The sequence below is a fragment of the Variovorax sp. JS1663 genome, from assembly GCF_002157355.1.
Taxonomy (GTDB): Bacteria; Pseudomonadota; Gammaproteobacteria; order Burkholderiales; family Burkholderiaceae_C; genus Variovorax.
Map to the genome: position 1 here is coordinate 152,776 of NZ_LYMK01000005.1, position 18,300 is coordinate 171,075.

An 18,300-nucleotide genomic window follows, 5' to 3' on the forward strand; every position below is an offset into this window, starting at 1 on the left:
TCATGACCACTTCCCAAGCCTTCATCTGTGACGCTATCCGCACCCCCTTCGGCCGTTACGGTGGTGCACTGTCTTCCGTTCGAGCCGACGACCTCGGCGCCGTGCCCTTGCGCGCCCTCATGACGCGCAATCCCAGTGTTGACTGGGCTGCGGTGACTGACATCATCTTTGGCTGCGCCAACCAGGCCGGTGAAGACAACCGCAATGTGGCGCGCATGAGCGGATTGCTGGCAGGACTACCACTTGAAGTGCCAGGATCGACCGTCAACCGCCTGTGTGGTTCTGGCTTGGATGCCATCGGTACCGCAGCTCGCGCCATCAAAGCCGGTGAAGCCGGCTTGATGATCGCCGGCGGTGTCGAGAGCATGAGCCGAGCGCCCTTCGTCATGCCCAAGGCCGAAAGCGCGTTTTCCCGTAACAACGCTGTCTATGACACCACCATCGGCTGGCGCTTCGTCAACAAGCTGATGAAAGCGCAGTACGGCGTCGACTCCATGCCCGAAACCGCCGAGAACGTAGCGTCGGACTTCCAGATCGAGCGCGAAGCGCAGGACCGCATGGCCCTGGCCAGCCAGATGAAGGCCGTGGCAGCGATCAAGGCCGGCCACCTGGCGCGCGAAATCTGTGCCGTGAGCATCCCACAGAAAAAGGGCGATGCCGTGCTGGTGGACACCGATGAACACCCGCGCGAAACCAGTCTGGAAATCCTGGCCAAACTCAAAGGTGTGGTGCGCCCGGACGGCACGGTGACCGCGGGCAACGCCAGCGGCGTGAACGACGGCGCCTGCGCGCTGCTGCTGGCCGACGAAGCCACGGCTGCGAAGAATGGGCTGACACCCAGGGCCCGCATCGTCGGCATGGCCACGGCCGGCGTGGCCCCGCGCATCATGGGCATCGGCCCGGCGCCGGCCACGCAGAAAGTGCTCGCGCTCACCGGCCTGACGCTGGAGCAGCTGGACGTGATCGAACTCAACGAAGCCTTTGCGGCGCAAGGTCTGGCCGTGCTGCGCCAGCTGGGCCTGTCGGACGACGACGCACGCGTCAACGCCTGGGGCGGCGCCATCGCGCTGGGCCACCCGCTGGGCGCCAGCGGTGCGCGTCTGGCCACCACGGCGGTCAATCGCTTGCACGCCACCGGCGGACGCTACGCGCTGTGCACCATGTGCATCGGCGTGGGGCAGGGCATTGCCTTGATCGTCGAACGCGTCTGAAGGGATCCACACCATGAAAATCATCGTCCCCGTCAAACGCGTGGTGGACTACAACGTCAAGGTGCGCGTCAAGAGCGACGGCACCGGCGTGGACATCGCCAACGTCAAGATGAGCATGAACCCGTTTGACGAGATCGCAGTGGAAGAAGCCGTGCGCCTGAAGGAGAAAGGTGCGGCCACCGAGGTCATCGCCGTTTCCTGCGGCGTGGCCCAGTGCCAGGAAACCCTGCGCACGGCCATGGCCATCGGTGCCGACCGCGCCATCCTGGTCGAGACCGATGTCGAGCTGCAGCCCCTGGCCGTGGCCAAGCTGCTCAAGGCCCTGGTGGACAAGGAACAACCGGGTCTGATCATCCTGGGCAAGCAGGCGATCGACGACGACGCCAACCAGACCGGCCAGATGCTGGCGGCCCTGGCCGACCTGCCGCAGGCCACCTTCGCATCCAAAGTGGAAGTCGCTGGTGACAAGGCCAAGGTCACCCGCGAAATCGATGGTGGCCTGGAGACGCTGGAAGTCTCGCTGCCGGCCGTGGTCACCACCGACCTGCGCCTGAACGAGCCGCGTTATGTGACGCTGCCCAACATCATGAAGGCCAAGAAGAAGCCGCTGGAGACTGTCAAGCCGGCCGACCTCGGTGTCGATGTGGCGCCGCGCCTGAAGACTCTGAAGGTCGCCGAACCGGCCAAGCGCGGCGCCGGCGTGAAGGTGCCCGATGTGACCGCCCTGGTGGACAAGCTCAAGAACGAAGCCAAAGTGATCTGAGGAAGAAACAACATGACCGCACTCGTCATTGCCGAACACGACAACGCCGCCATCAAGGGCGCGACCCTCAACACCGTGTCCGCCGCCGCTGCCTGCGGCGGTGACGTGCACGTGCTGGTGGCCGGCCACAACGCCGCTGCCGCTGCAGCCGCCGCCGCCCAGATCGCCGGTGTCGCCAAAGTCATCCACGCCGATGGCGAAGGCTTCGCCCACGGCCTGGCCGAAAACGTCGCCGCCCAGGTGCTGGCCATCGCCAATGCCTACAGCCACATCCTGTTCCCTGCCACGGCCGGCGGCAAGAACGTGGCTCCGCGCGTGGCCGCCAAGCTCGACGTCGCGCAGATCAGCGACATCACCAAGGTCATCAGCCAAGATACCTTCGAGCGCCCCATCTACGCCGGCAACGCCATCGCCACCGTGCAGAGCGGCGACGCCACCAAAGTCATCACCGTGCGCACCACCGGCTTCGACCCGGCAGGCCAGGGTGGATCGGCCGCCGTGGAACCGGTTGCGGCCGCAGCGGGCAACGGCAAGAGCAGCTACCTGGGCAGCGAAATCGCCAAGAGCGACCGCCCGGAACTGACGGCGGCCAAGATCATCGTCAGCGGTGGCCGTGCGCTGGGCAGCAGCGAGAAGTTCAACGAAGTGATGACCCCGCTGGCCGACAAGCTGGGCGCGGCCATCGGTGCCAGCCGCGCGGCGGTGGACGCGGGCTACGCCCCGAACGACCTGCAGGTGGGTCAGACGGGCAAGATCGTGGCGCCGCAGCTGTACATCGCCGCGGGCATCTCGGGTGCGATCCAGCACCTGGCGGGCATGAAGGATTCGAAGGTGATCGTGGCGATCAACAAGGACCCCGAGGCGCCGATCTTCAGCGTGGCCGACTACGGCCTGGAGGCCGACCTGTTCACCGCTGTGCCCGAGCTGGTGGTAGCGATTTAAGAACAGAAGTAGCTTGAAGCAGAAAATGAAAACATTCAGGGAAAACAATGGAACTGAGGCACCTTCGGTGCTTCTTGGCGGTCGCTCAGGAACTGCACTTCGCCAGAGCCGCTGAGAAGCTTCACATTGAACAGTCGCCACTTTCGCGGGCGATCAAGGAACTGGAAGAAGAGCTGGGGGTCCGCCTCTTCGACCGCAACACCCGCAGCACGCGCCTGACCCGTTCTGGTCAGGTCTTCATGGATCACGTGCCACGCGTGTTCGCTGCGCTGACCCAGGCTCGTGACAGCGTACGGGCCGTGTCGGCCGGTTACCAGAGGCAGTTGCGCATCGCGCTGTCCGAAGACATCTCGCAGGCCCGTCTCACTGCATTGCTATCGGGTTGCCGTGAAGAGGAGCCAGATACGGAAATCCGCCTATACGAGGTTCCGCTGGCGCAGCAGATCAAGGGCCTCGAATCCGACTTGTATGACTTGGGGTTTTCCCAATGGACGGATGTCGGCGAGGCTCTGTCTGCTGTGCCGGCATGGAGCGACACGATAGTGGTGGTGATGCCTTTGCGTCACCCCTTGTTGGCCTACGAGAAACCGCCGCTGAACGAGGTCCTGCGCTACCCACTGGTGCTGTGCGACCCTGAGGTCTGCGAGGGCTGCTGTCGCCAGCTGGACCGGGTACTTCGCGCGACTGACATGGAGCCCATCGTGGCTGAGCGAGTCGCCAGTCACGACCTCATGGTGACGCTAGTGGCAGCGGGATACGGGTTGGGCTTTTCGACAGAGGCACACGTATCAACCAGCAGCCACCCAGAAATCGTCACCAGGCCATTGGCAGGCCGCACACCGTTGCTGACCACCTACCTGATCCACCGTATCGGTGACCCGTCTGAGACCTTGCGACGTTTCGTAGAAAGAGCACTCATAAACGCGCCGGATCGGCCGGCCAATGATGCTCAGGACACTTCACCAGGGAGTACGACATGAAAAAGCTTCACAAATGGAAAGCAGCCTTGGCAGTTACCTCGGCCACCCTCCTTCTGTCGGCCTGCGGCAAGCAGCAGCCCACTGATTCGCTGGAATCGTTTATGGCCGATCCAGAACGGTTGAAGCTGCTGAGAGAGCAGTGCAAGACCGAGCGCACGAAACTGGGCGACGAACTTTGTGACCGCGTGGCCGAGGCCTCGAAGCGACGATTTTTCGGGGACGGCAAGGTGCCGTACAACCCACCCAAGGAATCGCCCAAGTTCTGAACTTGCGTTCGTGGCCACACTCGGTGGCACTCATCTCGCGCATGGAAGCGGTGCTAAGCGCATCGTTTCAGGGAGCCATGACACGCGGCAGCACGCTGCCACTTGCATTCTTGCAGGCCGAGTTGCGAGCCTGTCGATTTCGGACTTTGACCCACCGATAGCCAGCCTTGATGCTCATGCGTGCGGCACACCTTCGTGCCGCGCGCATGGCTCCGCATGGCGGGCCACAGAATCGGAGGTCAAGGTGCAGGCTCAGGGCAAAAGCCACCAGGGGGTTCTCTACGGTCAGATCGCGGCGGTTCTGGGCGTCGTCGTGGTCGGCGTGTGGGGTGCAACCCAGTGGACCGCTACGGCACTCGGCCATCAGGCGCGTCTGGGCACTCCGTGGTTCGAGGCCTTCGGCTCGCCGGTCTACCATCCCTGGCGCCTTTTCGAATGGTGGTTCTTCTTCGACGCCTACGCACCCGATGTCTTCGACGTGGGCGGCGCGATAGCAGGCGGCAGCGGCCTGGCCTCGGTGGGCGTGGCGGTGGGTATGTCGGTCTGGCGCTCGCGGCAGTCGCGACTGGTCACCACCTACGGAACCGCCCGCTGGGCCACGGCAGATGACGTGCGCCAGGCGGGCCTGAACCGCCCCGGCGGAGTGTTCCTCGGCCAGCATGGTGAGCACTACCTGCGCCATGACGGGCCGGAACACGTGCTGGCGTTTGCGCCCACACGTTCGGGCAAGGGCGTCGGCCTGGTGGTGCCCACGCTGTTGTCGTGGCCCGGCTCGGCCGTCATCCACGACATCAAGGGCGAGAACTGGCAGTTGACGGCCGGCTGGCGCTCGCGCTTCTCGCACTGCCTGCTGTTCAACCCCACCGATGCGCGATCGGCCGCATACAACCCCCCTGCTGGAGGTTCGACGTGGTGAACACGAAGTGCGCGACGTGCAGAACATCGCTGACATCCTGGTGGACCCGGAGGGCGCACTGGAGCGCCGCAATCATTGGGAGAAGACTTCGCACGCGCTGCTGGTGGGGGCCATCCTGCACGTGCTCTACGCGGGCGAAGACAAGACGCTGCGCGGCGTGGCCAACTTCCTGTCCGATCCGGCCTGCCCTTTCGAGGTGACGCTGCACCGGATGATGACGACGCCTCACCTGGCGAACGCGCAAGGCGGTGGCCCGCACCCCGTCGTCGCATCCGCCGCGCGCGAGGTGCTCAACAAGAGTGAGAACGAGCGCTCGGGTGTGCTCTCCACCGCGATGAGCTTCCTGGGTCTATACCGCGACCCGACGGTGGCCAAGGTGACCTCCCGCTGCGACTGGCGCATTGCCGACCTGATCTCGACCGCGCACCCGGTGTCGCTGTACCTGGTGGTGCCGCCCTCCGACATCAGCCGTACCAAGCCGTTGATCCGGTTGATCCTGAATCAGGTGGGACGGCGGCTGACCGAGTCGCTGGATGGCTCCGACGGCATCGCGCGACGGCACAAGCTGCTGCTGATGCTCGACGAGTTCCCGGCGCTGGGTCGTCTTGACTTCTTCGAGACCGCGCTGGCCTTCATGGCGGGCTACGGCATCCGCAGCTTCCTGATCGCGCAGAGCCTGAACCAGATCGACAAGGCCTACGGCCAGAACCACTCGATCCTGGACAACTGCCACGTGCGGGTGACCTTTGCCACCAACGACGAACGCACGGCCAAGCGCATTTCCGAGACACTGGGCACGGCCACCGAGCTGCGCGCCCAGCGCAACTACGCCGGCCATCGGCTGGCGCCCTGGCTGGGTCACCTGATGGTCTCGCGCCAGGAGACGGCGCGCCCGCTGCTGACGCCTGGCGAGGTGATGCAGCTGCCACCCGACGAAGCGGTGGTGATGGTCTCCAGCACGCCACCGGTCAAGGCCCGCAAGCTGCGCTACTACGCCGACGCGAACTTCAAGCGCCGCGTGTTGCCGCCGCCCGTCCTAATTGCGGGCCCCTACCCCGATGCGCCACCGGTGCGGGCTGACGACTGGGGCGAACTGGCCGCGCCGTTGGCACCTACTGCATCCAACACAGCCTTCATGCCTGGCATAGATGCCGACGAAGGCGGTCCCCGCCTGCAGCCAGAACTGACGGAGATTGCGACGCACAGCCCCACGCTCGACGCACTGACCAATGACCTGGCACTGCTCGATGACGACGACGCCCCCCTGCCCCTCCCCCGCCAGATCGACCCGGCCCCGCAGCGCGCGGCGCGCCTGGCCGCACTCGACCCCGACGACGGCATCGCACTATGAGCCAGTACCGCCTGAACCTGTTCATCCCGCCCGAGCACGCGCGCCGCCTCGAAGAGGTGGCCGCCAAGAAGGGCGTTTCCAAGTCGTCCATCGTTGCAGCAGCGCTGTCCTCGTGGCTGTCGCCGGACTCGGGCGACCAACGGGAGGCCGCCATCGCCAAGCGGCTGGACCGTCTCTCGCGCCAGTTCGAGCGGCTGGAGCGCGACCAGAACATCGAGATTGAGACGCTGGCGCTGTTCATCCGCTACTACCTGACCGTCAGCACACCGGTGCCTGAAAGCCATCAGGATGCGGCCCGCGCACAAGGCAAGGCGCGCTTCGAACAGTTCGTCGAACAACTGAGCCGCCACCTGCTGCGCGGTCGCAGCCTGGTGCGCGACGTGATTGAGGAACTGCATCCACAGGAGCAAGGCCTGAACCGGCAACTGGATGAGGCCGCAGCCGCGCCAACTGACAGCGTGGACTCGACCCAACCGAACGAGGGCCCAACCCCATGACGGCCCTCCCACCCAGCCCCGAAAAGACCACGCTCGACCGCCGTGTCCGCATGCTGCGCACGGCGATGGGGCCGGTGATCGCGGCCGCGCTGGAAGACCGGGATGTGGTGGAGGTGCTGCTCAACCCCGATGGCACGCTCTGGATCGACCGGCTCTCGACCGGGCGAGCACCGACGGGCATGACGCTGTCGGCGGCTGATGGTGAACGCATCATTCGCCTGGTGGCGGCCCACGTGGGTGCCGAGGTGCACCGGGGCCAGCCGCTGCTCACCGCCGAGTTGCCCGAGACGGGTGAACGCTTCGAGGGTGTGCTGCCGCCGGCGGCACCGGGGCCGGCCTTCGCGCTGCGCAAGCGCGCCGTGGGCGTGATCCCGCTGGACCGCTACGTGGCCGACGGGATGATGAGCCCAGAGCAGGCCGATTTCCTGCGTCGGGCCGTGCACGAGCGGCAGAACATCCTGATCGCGGGAGGCACCAGCACCGGCAAGACCACACTGGCCAATGCGCTGCTGGCCGAGATCGCCGCCACCGGCGACCGGGTGCTGGTGCTCGAAGACACGATCGAACTGCAGTGCTCCGCGCGCGACCACGTGCCGCTGCGCACGCGCGCGGGTGCCGTCTCGATGACCGAGCTGGTGCGCGCCACGATGCGGCTGCGGCCCGACCGCGTGGTGGTGGGCGAGGTGCGGGGCGGCGAAGCGCTGGACCTGGTCAAGGTCTGGGGCACCGGCCACCCTGGCGGCATCGCCACCATTCATGCCGGCTCCGCACTCGGAGCGTTGCTGCGGGTGGAGCAACTGATCCTGGAGGTCGCGGTGAACCCGCCGCGCGCCCTGATCGCCGAGGCGATCAACGTGGTGGTGTACATCGCCGGTCGCGGGCGCAAGCGCCGCATCGAGACGATTGCCCACGTCACCGGACACGACAGCACCGGCTACCACCTGGTGTCGGTGAACGAGCCATTGCCTGAACTGCCAACGCCCTCCCCGCCTTCAGCGGAGCACTCCCCTTCCTCAACCCCACCCGGAGATCTTTCATGACCCCTTCGCTTGCCCTGCGCTCCTTTGCCCAACCGTTCACCCGTCTGCTGGTGTCCTCGCGAACAGCCCGGCTGCGCCGCTTGAACCGGCTGATGCAGCCCGCCCGCCAGGGTCTGCTCACCGCATCCATCATGCTGAGCCTGGCCGGCACGGCCAAGGCAGCCGGTTCCAGCATGCCCTGGGAGGGGCCTTTGCAATCCATCCTGGACTCGATCCAGGGTCCGGTGGCCCGCATCGTGGCCGTGATCATCATCATCGCCACCGGCCTGGCCCTGGCCTTCGGTGACACCTCTGGCGGCTTTCGGAAGCTGATCCAGATCGTCTTCGGTCTGTCGATCGCCTTCGCGGCCTCGTCCTTCTTCCTGAGCTTCTTCAGCTTCTCGGGCGGGGCGCTGGTATGAGCGGCGGTGCCGAGCACGCCACCTCACTGGCCAGCGGCTTCGAGATTCCGCTGCACCGCTCGCTGACCGAGGCCATCCTGATGGGCGGCGCGCCGCGCACGGTAGCCATCGCCAACGGGACGCTGGCCGCCGCAGTGGGTCTGGGCTTGCAGCTGTGGATTCCGGGCGCTGTGCTGTGGATCGTGGGCCATTCGCTTGCTGTCTGGGGTGCGCGGGCCGATCCGCAGTTCATGGCGGTGTTTGCCCGGCACCTGAAGCACAAGCCTCTGCTGGACGTGTGAGGACGACGCCATGCTCAACCTCTCCGAGTACCGGCAACGCCCCGCCCTGCTGGCCGACTGGCTGCCTTGGGCCGGACTGGTAGCGCCCGGCGTGGTGCTGAACAAGGACGGCTCGTTCCAGCGCACCGCACGCTTTCGAGGGCCGGACCTGGACAGTGCCACGCAGGGCGAGCTGGTTGCCACCACCGCGCGCCTGAACAACGCGCTGCGCCGTCTGGGGTCGGGCTGGGCGCTGTACGTGGACGCCGAGCGCCGACTAGCCGCCGACTACCCGCGCTCGTCCTTTCCGGACGCGCTGTCGTGGCTGGTGGACGAAGAGCGGCGCGCAGCCTTCGAAGAATCGGCCAGCCACTTCGAGAGCCGCTACCACTTCACGCTGCAGTACCTGCCGCCCGAGGAATCGCGCGCACGGGCCGCCAACCTGCTCTACGAAAACCGCTCCAGCAACGGTGTGGACTGGCGCGAACGGCTGGCCGCCTTCATCGCCGAGACCGACCGCGTATTCGACCTGCTCGACGGCGTGATGCCGGAGATCGCCTGGCTGCAGGACGCCGACACGTTGAGCTACCTGCATACCACGGTGTCGCCACGCACCTACCCGGTGGCCGTTCCCGAGGTGCCCTTCCACCTCGATGCGCTGCTGGCCGATGCCTCCCTGCTGGGCGGTCTGGCGCCCATGCTGGGTGACGCGCATCTGCGGGTGGCCACGGTGCGCGGGTTCCCCACGTCCACCTGGCCCGGCGTGCTGGACGATCTGAACCGGCTCGGCTTCGGTTACCGCTGGTCCACGCGCTTCCTGTGCATGGACAAGGCAGAGGCCGAGAAGGAGCTGGGCCGGCTGCGCCGGCAGTGGTTCGCCAAGCGCAAGAACGTGCTGGCCCTGCTGCGCGAGACGATATTCCAGCAGGAGTCGCCGCTGGTGGACACCGACGCCGGCAACAAAGCGGCCGATGCCGATGCGGCCCTTCAGGAGCTGGGCGGCGACCAGGTGGCCTTTGGCTACGTGACCGCCACGGTCACAGTGCTCGATGCCGACGCGAGCGCTGCCGACGAGAAGTTGCGCAGGGCCGAACGCGTGATCCAGGGGCGCGGCTTCGTCACCATCCCGGAGACGCTGAACGCGGTGGAGGCCTGGCTGTCGTCAATCCCAGGCAACGCCTACGCCAACGTGCGCCAGCCCATCGTCTCGACACTGAACCTGGCGCACCTGATGCCGGTGTCGGCGGTGTGGGCGGGACCGGAGCGCAACCGGCACCTGGACGGTCCGCCCCTGGTCGTGACCCGCACCGAGGGCTCCACGCCGTTTCGGCTGGTGACCCACGTCGGTGACGTGGGCCACACCCTGGTGGTGGGACCAACCGGCATGGGCAAGTCGGTGCTGCTGGCCTTGCTGGCCCTGCAGTTCCGGCGCTACCCCGGTTCGCGCATCTTCGCGTTCGACATGGGCCGGTCCATGCGCGCCACGGTGCTCGGCCTCGGTGGCGAGCACTACGACCTGGGCAGCGACGGCGACATCGCTTTTCAGCCACTGGCCGGCATCGACCAGGAGGGCTACCGCAGCTGGGCCGCCGAGTGGGTCGAAGGCCGGCTGGTGCACGAGGGCGTGGCCGTGGGGCCGGACGAGAAGGCTGCAATCTGGTCGGCGCTGGGCAGCCTGGCCGGCGCGCCGCGCGAGCAGCGCACGCTCACCGGTCTGTCGGTGCTGCTGCAGTCCAACGCGCTGCGCCAGGCGCTCGCCCCCTACGTGCTGGGCGGCGCCCACGGCAAGCTGCTGGACGCTGATCACGACCGCCTGGGCACTGCCGACGTGCAGTGCTTCGAGATGGAAGAGCTGATGGGCAGCCGTGCGGCGGTGATGGCCGTGCTGGGCTACCTGTTCGCACGCTTGGAGGCACGCTTCGATGGTGCCCCCACCCTGCTGATGCTGGACGAGTCCTGGCTGTTCCTGGACGACCCGGTGTTCGCGGCGCGCATCCGCCAGTGGCTCAAGACGCTGCGCAAGAAGAACGTGTCGGTGCTGTTCGCCACGCAGAGCCTGGCCGACGTCCAGGGATCGAGCATCGCTCCGGCCATCGTGGAGAGCTGCGCGAGCCGCATCTTCCTGCCCAACCCGCAGGCCACCGAACCCCAGGTGCGCTCGATCTACGAGGCCTTCGGCCTGAACCGCCGCCAGATCGAGATCGTGGCCACCGCCGTGCCCAAGCGCGACTACTACTACCAATCCCGGCTGGGCAACCGCCTGTTCGATCTGGACCTGCGCGCCGTGGCCCTGGCCTTCGCCGGAGCCTCGACACCGCAGGACCAGCGCCTTATCGACGAGGTGCTGGCTTCGCACCCGCCCGAGGGCTTCGCCCCGGCCTGGCTGCGCCGCCGTGGCCTGGACTGGGCGGCCGATCTCTTTCACCAACACACCCACCACCAACCCGGGCATGCCCGACCTTCAGGAGAAACGCCATGAGCTTTCAGTTCCCCGCCCGAGCCCTCAAGTCCCGCCTGACAGCGCTGGCCACCGCCGCCGCGCTGACCCTGGGCGTCACGCAGCCCGCACACGCACTCTTCGGCGTGGGCGACATCGTGCTGGACCCGGTCAACCTGGTGCAGAACACCATGACCGCTGCGCGCACACTGGAGCAGATCAATAACCAGATCCGCCAGTTGCAGAACGAGGCGCAGATGCTGATCAACCAGGCGCGCAACCTGGCGAGCCTGCCATTCAACGTCGTCAACCGCCTGCGCTCGACGCTGGACACGACGCGGCAATTGATCGCCCAGGCCCAGGGCCTGGCCTACCAGGTATCGAACCTCGACGCCGAGTTCGCCCGCCTCTATCCCGAGCAGTACGCCGCCACGGTGAGTGGCAACCAGATGTTCCAGGACGCGCGCCAGCGTTGGAAGAACACGCTCAATGGCCTGCAGACCGCCATGCAGATGCAGGCCCAGGTGTCGCAGAACCTGAGCCTGGACGAAGGCGTGCTGGCCGACCTGGTCAGCCAGAGCCAGTCGGCCACCGGAGCGCTGCAGGCCATGCAGGCCACCAACCAGTTGCTGGCCCTGCAGGCCAAGCAGTCCATCCAGTCGCAGCAGCTGATGCTGACGCAGGACCGCGCAGCCTCGCTGGAGCTGGCCCGGCAGGCTGCGGCCATCGAGCGCGGCCGCGAGGTGACGCGCCGATTCATCGGCAGCGGCACGGGCTACACGCCACAGGGCGTGAGCTTCTACGGCCACTGAACCACCGGAGGCCCTGCCATGGACGACGTCGCCGTCATCGACCGCTTCCTGAACACGTTCTCCACCTACATCGACTCGGGTTTCGGGTTGCTGAACGGCGAGGTCGCCTTCCTCACCGCCACGCTGGTGGCCATCGACATGACCTTGGTCGGCCTGTTCTGGGCCATGGGCCATGCCACCGGCCAGGGCGAGGACGTGATGGCGAAGCTGATCCGCAAGGTGCTTTATGTGGGTGCCTTCGCCTACATCATCGGCAACTTCAACAGCCTGTCGGGCATCGTGTTCCGCTCGTTCGCTGGCCTGGGCCTGCAGGCCAGTGGCTCGGGCATGAGCCTGGCCTCCTTCCTGCAGCCGGGCCACCTGGCCAAGGCCGGCATCGATGCGGCGGCCCCCATCCTGCAGCAGATCAGCGACCTGTCCGGCTTTCCGGAGGTGTTCATCAACATCGCACCCATCGTGGTGCTGTTCCTGGCCTGGCTCACGGTAATCGTGAGCTTCTTCGTGCTGGCCGTGCAGCTCTTCGTGACGCTGCTGGAATTCAAGCTGACGACGCTGGCCGGCTTCGTGCTGGTGCCCTTTGCCTTGTGGAACAAGACCACCTTCCTGGCCGAGAAGGTGCTGGGCAACGTGGTGTCTTCGGGCATCAAGGTGCTGGTGCTCGCGGTGATCGTGGGCATCGGCACAGGGTTGTTCGCCCAGTTCCAGACGGCACCAGCCGAGCCCTCCATCGACCACGCGCTGGTGGTGATGCTGGCCTCACTGTCATTGCTGGGACTGGGCATCTTCGGGCCCGGCATCGCGACTGGCCTGGTGTCGGGGGCACCGCAGCTGGGTGCGGGCGCGGTGGCCGGCACGGCGCTGGGGGCCACGGGTCTGGCGGTGGCCGGAGGCGCTGCCATGGCAGGTGCCGGTGCGGCTGTGGCCGCCGGCGCACGCATGGCGCCGGGCGCGGCACGCGCCACGATCAGCAGTGGCGCTTCGGCGGCCCGTTCGGCCAGTGGCCTCGCGGCCGGCGCGAAATCCGCCTACGAGGCCGGCGCTGCCGCTTCCTCTGGCGGTCCGCTGCGCGCCGCCGGGGCCGGCGTGGCCTACGCGGCCCGCACAGGCGCCAGCGCGGTGGGACAAAAACTGGCCGAAGGTGCGAAGACCGTGAAAGACAAGGTGTCGGGTTTCGTGGCGGAGGCCGCTGCGCCTGCTGCGGCATCGAGCGCCGAATCGGCCACTTCGAGCACATCCACCTCAGCGCCCGCCACCGAGCCCGCCTGGGCGCAGCGCATGCGCCGGCGCCAGCAGATGGGGCACGCCGCCACGACGGCCTCGCACACCCTGCGCGGTGGCGATGGGGGCGGCTCGGGCAGCGGGCCCAGCCTTCGTGATTCGGATTCCTGAGGAGAACCCAGCATGCGATTCAAACGACCGCAGGTGCGCTATGCCGACACGCCGCAGCCTGCCACCCCCTACCAATCGGCCGCACAGGCCTGGGACGAGCGCATCGGATCGGCCCGCGTGCAGGCCCGCAACTGGCGCCTGATGGCCTTTGGCTGTCTGTCGCTGGCCTTATTGATGGCCGGTGGTCTGGTCTGGCGCTCGGCACAGTCCATCGTGACGCCCTACGTGGTGGAGGTGGATCAGGCAGGTCAGGTGCGCACCGTGGGCGAGGCTGCCTCACCCTACCGCCCCGGCGATGCGCAGATCGCGCACCACCTGGCCCGCTTCGTGACGCTGGTGCGTTCGCTGTCCATCGACCCGATCGTGGTGCGGCAGAACTGGCTGGACGCCTACGACTACACGACCGACCGCGGGGCCGCCGTGCTCAACGAATACGCCCGCACCAACGATCCGTTCGTGCGGGTGGGCAAGGAGTCTGCGACGGTACAGATCACCAGCGTGGTCCGGGCCAGCGATGCCTCGTTCAACGTGCGCTGGACCGAGCAGCGCTTCGTCAACGGCGCACCAGCCGGCACCGAGCGGTGGACAGCCGTGGTCTCGATCGTGCTGCAGACGCCGCGCACCGAGCAGCGCCTGCGCAAGAATCCCCTGGGCATCTACGTCAACGGCCTGTCCTGGACCCGAGAACTGGATGCGAATGAAGGAAGCAAACCATGAACACTCCGAACCAGACCCATCGCTTGCTCTTCAGTGCGATCGCCGTTGCCGCCACTCTGACGGGTTGCGCGTCGCCAGGCACGCCACCACCAGTGATTCCACTTGACGAGCCGGTGATGGCGCAGCCCCTGCCCGAGCCGCCCCAGCCGGTGGAGGTGGTCGCGGTACCGCAGGTGCTGCCCATGCCCTCGCAGATGAAGCTGCTGCCTGCAGCGCAGGACAAGCCGCCCGTGCCCGAGCCCGTGGACGAACGGCTGCGGGTGTCAAGGGCCAACGAAGAGGCCCGGGTCGCACCGACGCGTGAGGGCTACGTCAATGCGATCCAGGTATGGCCCTACACGGACGGCGCGCTGTACCAGGTCTATGCCGCGCCAGGTCGCGTGACGGTGATTTCGCTGCAAGCGGGCGAAGAGCTGGTCACGGTGGCAGCCGGTGATACGGTGCGCTGGATCGTCGGCGACACGTCCAGCGGAGCCGGCGATGCGCTGCGCGTGAACGTGCTGGTCAAGCCGGTGCGCACCGGCCTGAAGACCAACCTGGTGATCACCACCAACCGGCGCACCTATCTGATCGAACTGACCTCGACCGAGAAAGCATGGATGGCCTCGGTGTCCTGGGATTACCCCAAAGACCGCATGCTGGCCTTGCAGCGCCAGGCCCAGGCGGCAAAGACGGCAGCGCCCGTGGACGCTGGGCTGTCGCTGGAGCGCCTGCGCTTTCGCTACGCTATCAGCGGCAGCACGCCGCCCTGGAAGCCTCTGCGGGCCTTTGACGATGGCGAGAAGGTCTACATCCAGTTCCCGGCTGGCATCGCGCAAGGCGAGTTGCCGCCGCTGTTCGTGATCGGCGCGCAGGGCGACGGGCAGTTGGTGAACTACCGCTTCCGCTCGCCCTACTACATCGTCGACCGCCTGTTTGGTGCGGCAGAACTGCGGCTGGGCGCCGACAAGGGCGACGTGGTCCGCATCGAGCGCACGGACGGATGGACGCCGACCACTCGGAGGAACTGAACATGCCCATGCACGACCCTGCACCGTCGGGCGCGCCCGGCCGCCCTGCAGCGGCCAAGGTGTCTCCCGATTCGATGGCGCTGCGCGCCCAGCCACGCCCGGTGACCCGGCTCAATCGCCGCAGCCTTGCGCTGCTGGCGGGTCTGCTGGCCTTGGGCGTGCTGGGAGCGACGGTCTGGTCGCTGCAGCCCAAAACCCGCCGGGAGTCCAGCGAACCCGCCGAGCTGTTCAACGTTGATCGCGTCTCGCGGTCCGAAGGCCTGGGGCAGCTGCCGGCGGACTACTCCAAGCTGCAACAACCCGCACCGGTACCGGAGTTGGGGCCACCCCTGCCCGGCGACCTGGGCCCAGCCATCGTCAAATCGCAACAGCCGGTGGTGCCGAGCTATTCGCCGCCGGGACACGACCCTGCCGCGTCAGAGCGCGATGCCCGGCGCAAGGAGTCCGAGCAAGCTGCCGCCGCATCGGTGTTCTTTCGCAATGGTTCGCAGCGCGCGACAACTGCTGCGCCGACCTCTGCGGCCCCTGGCACCCCGAGCTCGGTGCCCAGCGACCTGACGGGTTTCGACCCCATGGCGGCTGGCCCGGCGTCCACGCCGGCGCAGGCCAGCGGTGCCGACGCCACGGCGTCACAGAACCGGCAAGACCAGAAGGAGGCTTTCCAGAAAACCGCTTCCACGGAAACACGCAATTCCGGCTCGCTGCAACTGCCCGCCTCGCCGTACCAGGTGATGGCGGGCACGGTGATCGCCGGTGCCTTGGTCACCGGCATCCAGTCCGACCTGCCCGGCGACGTGATCGCCACGGTCACCGAGCCGGTCTACGACACCGCCACCGGCAAACACCTGCTGATCCCGCAGGGCTCTCGCATCCTCGGGCGCTACAACAGCCAGGTGAGCTATGGCCAGAGCCGGGTGCAGGTGGTGTGGAACCGGGTGATCCTGCCCGACACGTCGTCACTGACACTGGACAACCTGGTGGGTTCCGACCCTGCCGGCCGGGCCGGGCTCGAAGATGGCGTGGACTGGCACTGGGATCGCGTCTTCGCAGGGGCCGCACTGACCTCGCTGCTGGGCATCGGTGCCGAGCTGGCCGCGCCCGAGAACCGGCAGGACGGCAACCGCATCGTGATCGCCGGACGGGACAGCCTGCAAGACAGCGTGAACCAGATCGGTCAGGAGGTGACCCGCCGCAACCTGAACATCCAACCCACGCTGACCGCGCGGCCCGGCTTGCCCATGCGCGTCATCGTCAACCGCGACCTGGTGCTGAGGCCCTACCAGCCGCTGTTTTTCGTCCGGGGGACGCCGCGATGAGCACGAACCACAAGCTTCGACTGGGGCCTCTGCCCAAGACCGAAAGCGTCAAGCTGACCTTCTCTTGTCCGTCCGACCTCAAGTCCGAACTGGATCGCTACGCCGCTCTGCACGCTCAGACCTATGGCGAGGCGACGGATGCGCTGGCGCTGATTCCGCACATGCTGGCAGCGTTCATGGCCAGGGACCGAGGATTCCGGCGAGGAGATGCCAAAGGTAAGACTCCATTGGCGTCGACCAAATCGGCCGGTGCTGGCAGGGTACTGGAATGAACTGCTTGGTGAAAACGTTTGAGCCCATCTGGCCACATCTTGGGTTAGGTTGTAGCGAGAACGCGGCACACCACAAAGTCAAGAATGGCTCGTGGGTGGGCAGCTCCATGGTGTTCGATCCGCCCGAGCGCCGCGAGCACCATCAGCAAGGCGGTGCCACATGACCGACGAAACGATCAACGCCGAACAGTGCGCCGAACTCCTGCACTGCACCGAGCAACGTATCGAGGAACTGACCCGAACCGGCGAGTTACCGGGGATGAAATTCGGCCGCGGCTGGATCTACGTGAAGGCCGACCTGCTGGCCTACATTGCCGACCGCGCCCGGAAAGAGGCGGAAGAGCGGCGCCAGGACCTCAACGCCCGAAAGTCGGTGCCGCGCCTGGACATACCGATCAAGCCGCGGCGACAGACGCCTCCACCGCTTCCGGTGCCGGCCAAAGCCTTTGCGCAAGGTCCACGCCCCTGAAGCTGGCGTAGCGCTGGGCCATCACCGAGCCCGGCTTCCATCCCATGATCTTGTTCAGCTCCTCCAGTCGGAACAGATCGCGCCCGTCTTTGTCTTTCAGCTCCAGCCATCGGCACGTAGCTTCGTGTCTCAGGTCATGTTCATGGAGGCCAACGATGTCCATGTACTCGAAAGCGATCCTGAAACGGAATGACAGCCGTTGACTGGTACGCACCAAGCCCATTTTCCCTTCCTCGATCCCTTCTTCGTGGAGGAACGGAAGGATGTGCGCGTCGGGTTCAAACGGCGGCCGCGATGCAAAGTACGAGGAAAGCGCCTGATGCACTTCGGGGCGCATCGGGACATCCCGATAAGAAATCTTCCCACGCCACTGCTTGGTCTCCTTGGCATGGATCACCTTGTTCTCCATGTCAATCTGGCCCCTGGTCAGGGTGTACGCCTCCCTGAGCCGTAGTCCCGTGTTCAGGATCAGCAGGTACAAGGTCAGCAACGCATCGCCGCCCTTGAGTTCGAGGCCGCGCGCGCGATCCGGCCGCTCATAGCCCGACAGCACCGCCACGATCTTCTCGTGCTCCCCTGGCAGCAGGCGCCTGTCGCGCGCCAGGTTCACCTTCACCTTGCCTCCCTTGGCTTTGACCATCTGGGCATCGACGTCGGTATAAGTCGAGTAGCCCTTGGGCAGCAGCTTCACGGGGTTGCTGATCTTGACGTTCACGTTGTGCCGCAGGTACTCGTCAATGGCCCGGCTCAGCGCCTGAATGCGGTGCTTGATGGACGAAGGGGACAGGTTCTTCTCTACCTTCAGGGAACGGAGATAGCCGGTCAGCCACTTGTAATTGGCGTCCGAGAACCGCACCGAACCCACCTCATGCGTCAGCGTCTTGAGCGTGAGAATTTGCGAAGGCGCCGCGAAGCCGCTGTCCGACCACTCACCAAGAATGCGCAACAAGCGCACGCCGTCGCCGGGGGATGTAGGGGCAGTCAGTTCTGCCGGCGGCGGGATGTCCGCGTGCTTCATCAGCTTCCACTGCTGCCCGTAGGCAATGGCCTCGGCCTCGGTATCGAAGGTGAAGTACTTGCGTCCGTTTGGAAGCGATGGGTGCCTCAGCCCAATTTCCCACTTCCCGGATGGCTTGAGTCGGGGTTTTGCCATGCCACAATCTCCATCACATGAATGAGATGGATCATCGCATGATCTGATCGAGTTTCAGCCGCCATTTTGTGGCGTCTGTGGATGTTTTTGAGGCACTT

20 protein-coding genes are annotated in these 18,300 nt (G+C 66.3%); 19 read left to right on the forward strand and 1 reads right to left on the reverse strand.

Translation table 11 applies throughout. The annotated features are described in order from the left end of the window. Positions 1 to 2: 2 nt before the first annotated feature. The 19 genes from pcaF to A8M77_RS06940 all read left to right on the forward strand — a co-directional run bounded on the left by pcaF (position 3) and on the right by A8M77_RS06940 (position 17,049). Positions 3 to 1,211, forward strand: a complete 1,209-nt coding sequence (pcaF, locus tag A8M77_RS06855) for a 3-oxoadipyl-CoA thiolase (protein ID WP_086920799.1) — start codon at positions 3 to 5, stop codon at positions 1,209 to 1,211. Between the two features lie 13 nt (positions 1,212 to 1,224). Further along, positions 1,225 to 1,974, forward strand: a complete 750-nt coding sequence (locus A8M77_RS06860; protein ID WP_057597548.1) for an electron transfer flavoprotein subunit beta/FixA family protein — start codon at positions 1,225 to 1,227, stop codon at positions 1,972 to 1,974. Positions 1,975 to 1,986: 12 nt separating this feature from the next. Next, positions 1,987 to 2,916 (forward strand): electron transfer flavoprotein subunit alpha/FixB family protein, encoded by a 930-nt coding sequence (locus tag A8M77_RS06865; protein WP_057597549.1) that lies wholly within the window; start codon positions 1,987 to 1,989, stop codon positions 2,914 to 2,916. A gap of 47 nt (positions 2,917 to 2,963) precedes the next feature. Further along, complete coding sequence (locus A8M77_RS06870) at positions 2,964 to 3,896, forward strand: LysR family transcriptional regulator (RefSeq protein ID WP_057597550.1); 933 nt, start codon at positions 2,964 to 2,966, stop codon at positions 3,894 to 3,896. After that, complete coding sequence (locus A8M77_RS06875) at positions 3,893 to 4,162, forward strand: EexN family lipoprotein (RefSeq protein ID WP_057598389.1); 270 nt, start codon at positions 3,893 to 3,895, stop codon at positions 4,160 to 4,162. Before A8M77_RS06870 ends, A8M77_RS06875 begins: the two co-directional genes overlap by 4 nt. Before the next feature lie 244 nt (positions 4,163 to 4,406). Beyond that, complete coding sequence (locus tag A8M77_RS37195) at positions 4,407 to 5,078, forward strand: type IV secretory system conjugative DNA transfer family protein (RefSeq protein WP_272947427.1); 672 nt, start codon at positions 4,407 to 4,409, stop codon at positions 5,076 to 5,078. Beyond that, on the forward strand, positions 5,029 to 6,429 hold the full coding sequence (gene traG, locus A8M77_RS06880; RefSeq protein WP_272947428.1) for an IncP-type conjugal transfer protein TraG: 1,401 nt from the start codon (positions 5,029 to 5,031) through the stop codon (positions 6,427 to 6,429). Before A8M77_RS37195 ends, traG begins: the two co-directional genes overlap by 50 nt. Next, positions 6,426 to 6,926 (forward strand): CopG family transcriptional regulator, encoded by a 501-nt coding sequence (locus A8M77_RS06885; RefSeq protein WP_057597552.1) that lies wholly within the window; start codon positions 6,426 to 6,428, stop codon positions 6,924 to 6,926. The genes traG and A8M77_RS06885 overlap by 4 nt, the downstream gene beginning before the upstream one ends. Then, a complete protein-coding gene (trbB, locus tag A8M77_RS06890) occupies positions 6,923 to 7,966 on the forward strand; it encodes a P-type conjugative transfer ATPase TrbB (protein WP_086920800.1) in 1,044 nt (347 codons plus the stop codon). Before A8M77_RS06885 ends, trbB begins: the two co-directional genes overlap by 4 nt. A 92-nt stretch (positions 7,967 to 8,058) precedes the next feature. Next, positions 8,059 to 8,367 (forward strand): TrbC/VirB2 family protein, encoded by a 309-nt coding sequence (locus A8M77_RS06895; RefSeq protein ID WP_238136746.1) that lies wholly within the window; start codon positions 8,059 to 8,061, stop codon positions 8,365 to 8,367. Then, positions 8,364 to 8,648, forward strand: a complete 285-nt coding sequence (locus A8M77_RS06900; protein WP_086920801.1) for a VirB3 family type IV secretion system protein — start codon at positions 8,364 to 8,366, stop codon at positions 8,646 to 8,648. Before A8M77_RS06895 ends, A8M77_RS06900 begins: the two co-directional genes overlap by 4 nt. A 10-nt stretch (positions 8,649 to 8,658) precedes the next feature. Continuing rightward, complete coding sequence (gene trbE / locus A8M77_RS06905; RefSeq protein WP_086920802.1) at positions 8,659 to 11,106, forward strand: conjugal transfer protein TrbE; 2,448 nt, start codon at positions 8,659 to 8,661, stop codon at positions 11,104 to 11,106. Beyond that, positions 11,103 to 11,876, forward strand: coding sequence for a P-type conjugative transfer protein TrbJ (gene trbJ / locus A8M77_RS06910; protein WP_086920803.1), 774 nt, complete (start codon positions 11,103 to 11,105; stop codon positions 11,874 to 11,876). Before trbE ends, trbJ begins: the two co-directional genes overlap by 4 nt. A gap of 18 nt (positions 11,877 to 11,894) precedes the next feature. Beyond that, positions 11,895 to 13,265, forward strand: a complete 1,371-nt coding sequence (trbL, locus tag A8M77_RS06915) for a P-type conjugative transfer protein TrbL (protein ID WP_086920804.1) — start codon at positions 11,895 to 11,897, stop codon at positions 13,263 to 13,265. 12 nt (positions 13,266 to 13,277) lie between these two features. After that, positions 13,278 to 13,982 carry a conjugal transfer protein TrbF gene (gene trbF / locus A8M77_RS06920; protein ID WP_086920805.1) on the forward strand — a complete coding sequence of 235 codons (705 nt, stop codon included), beginning with the start codon at positions 13,278 to 13,280 and terminating at the stop codon, positions 13,980 to 13,982. Beyond that, the gene (trbG, locus tag A8M77_RS06925) at positions 13,979 to 14,992 is read left to right on the forward strand and encodes a P-type conjugative transfer protein TrbG (protein WP_086920806.1); all 1,014 of its coding nucleotides are present in this window, start codon (positions 13,979 to 13,981) and stop codon (positions 14,990 to 14,992) included. The genes trbF and trbG overlap by 4 nt, the downstream gene beginning before the upstream one ends. A gap of 2 nt (positions 14,993 to 14,994) precedes the next feature. Beyond that, the gene (locus A8M77_RS06930) at positions 14,995 to 16,308 is read left to right on the forward strand and encodes a TrbI/VirB10 family protein (protein WP_238136743.1); all 1,314 of its coding nucleotides are present in this window, start codon (positions 14,995 to 14,997) and stop codon (positions 16,306 to 16,308) included. Next, positions 16,305 to 16,580, forward strand: a complete 276-nt coding sequence (locus A8M77_RS06935; RefSeq protein ID WP_086920808.1) for a DUF2274 domain-containing protein — start codon at positions 16,305 to 16,307, stop codon at positions 16,578 to 16,580. Before A8M77_RS06930 ends, A8M77_RS06935 begins: the two co-directional genes overlap by 4 nt. A 160-nt stretch (positions 16,581 to 16,740) precedes the next feature. Further along, entirely contained in the window at positions 16,741 to 17,049 is a 309-nt protein-coding gene (locus tag A8M77_RS06940) for a helix-turn-helix domain-containing protein (RefSeq protein WP_082321908.1), read from the forward strand. Here the strand turns inward: A8M77_RS06940 and A8M77_RS06945 are convergent. Beyond that, on the reverse strand, positions 16,976 to 18,202 hold the full coding sequence (locus A8M77_RS06945) for a tyrosine-type recombinase/integrase (RefSeq protein ID WP_086920809.1): 1,227 nt from the start codon (positions 18,200 to 18,202) through the stop codon (positions 16,976 to 16,978). The genes A8M77_RS06940 and A8M77_RS06945 overlap by 74 nt on opposite strands. Positions 18,203 to 18,300: the final 98 nt, after the last annotated feature.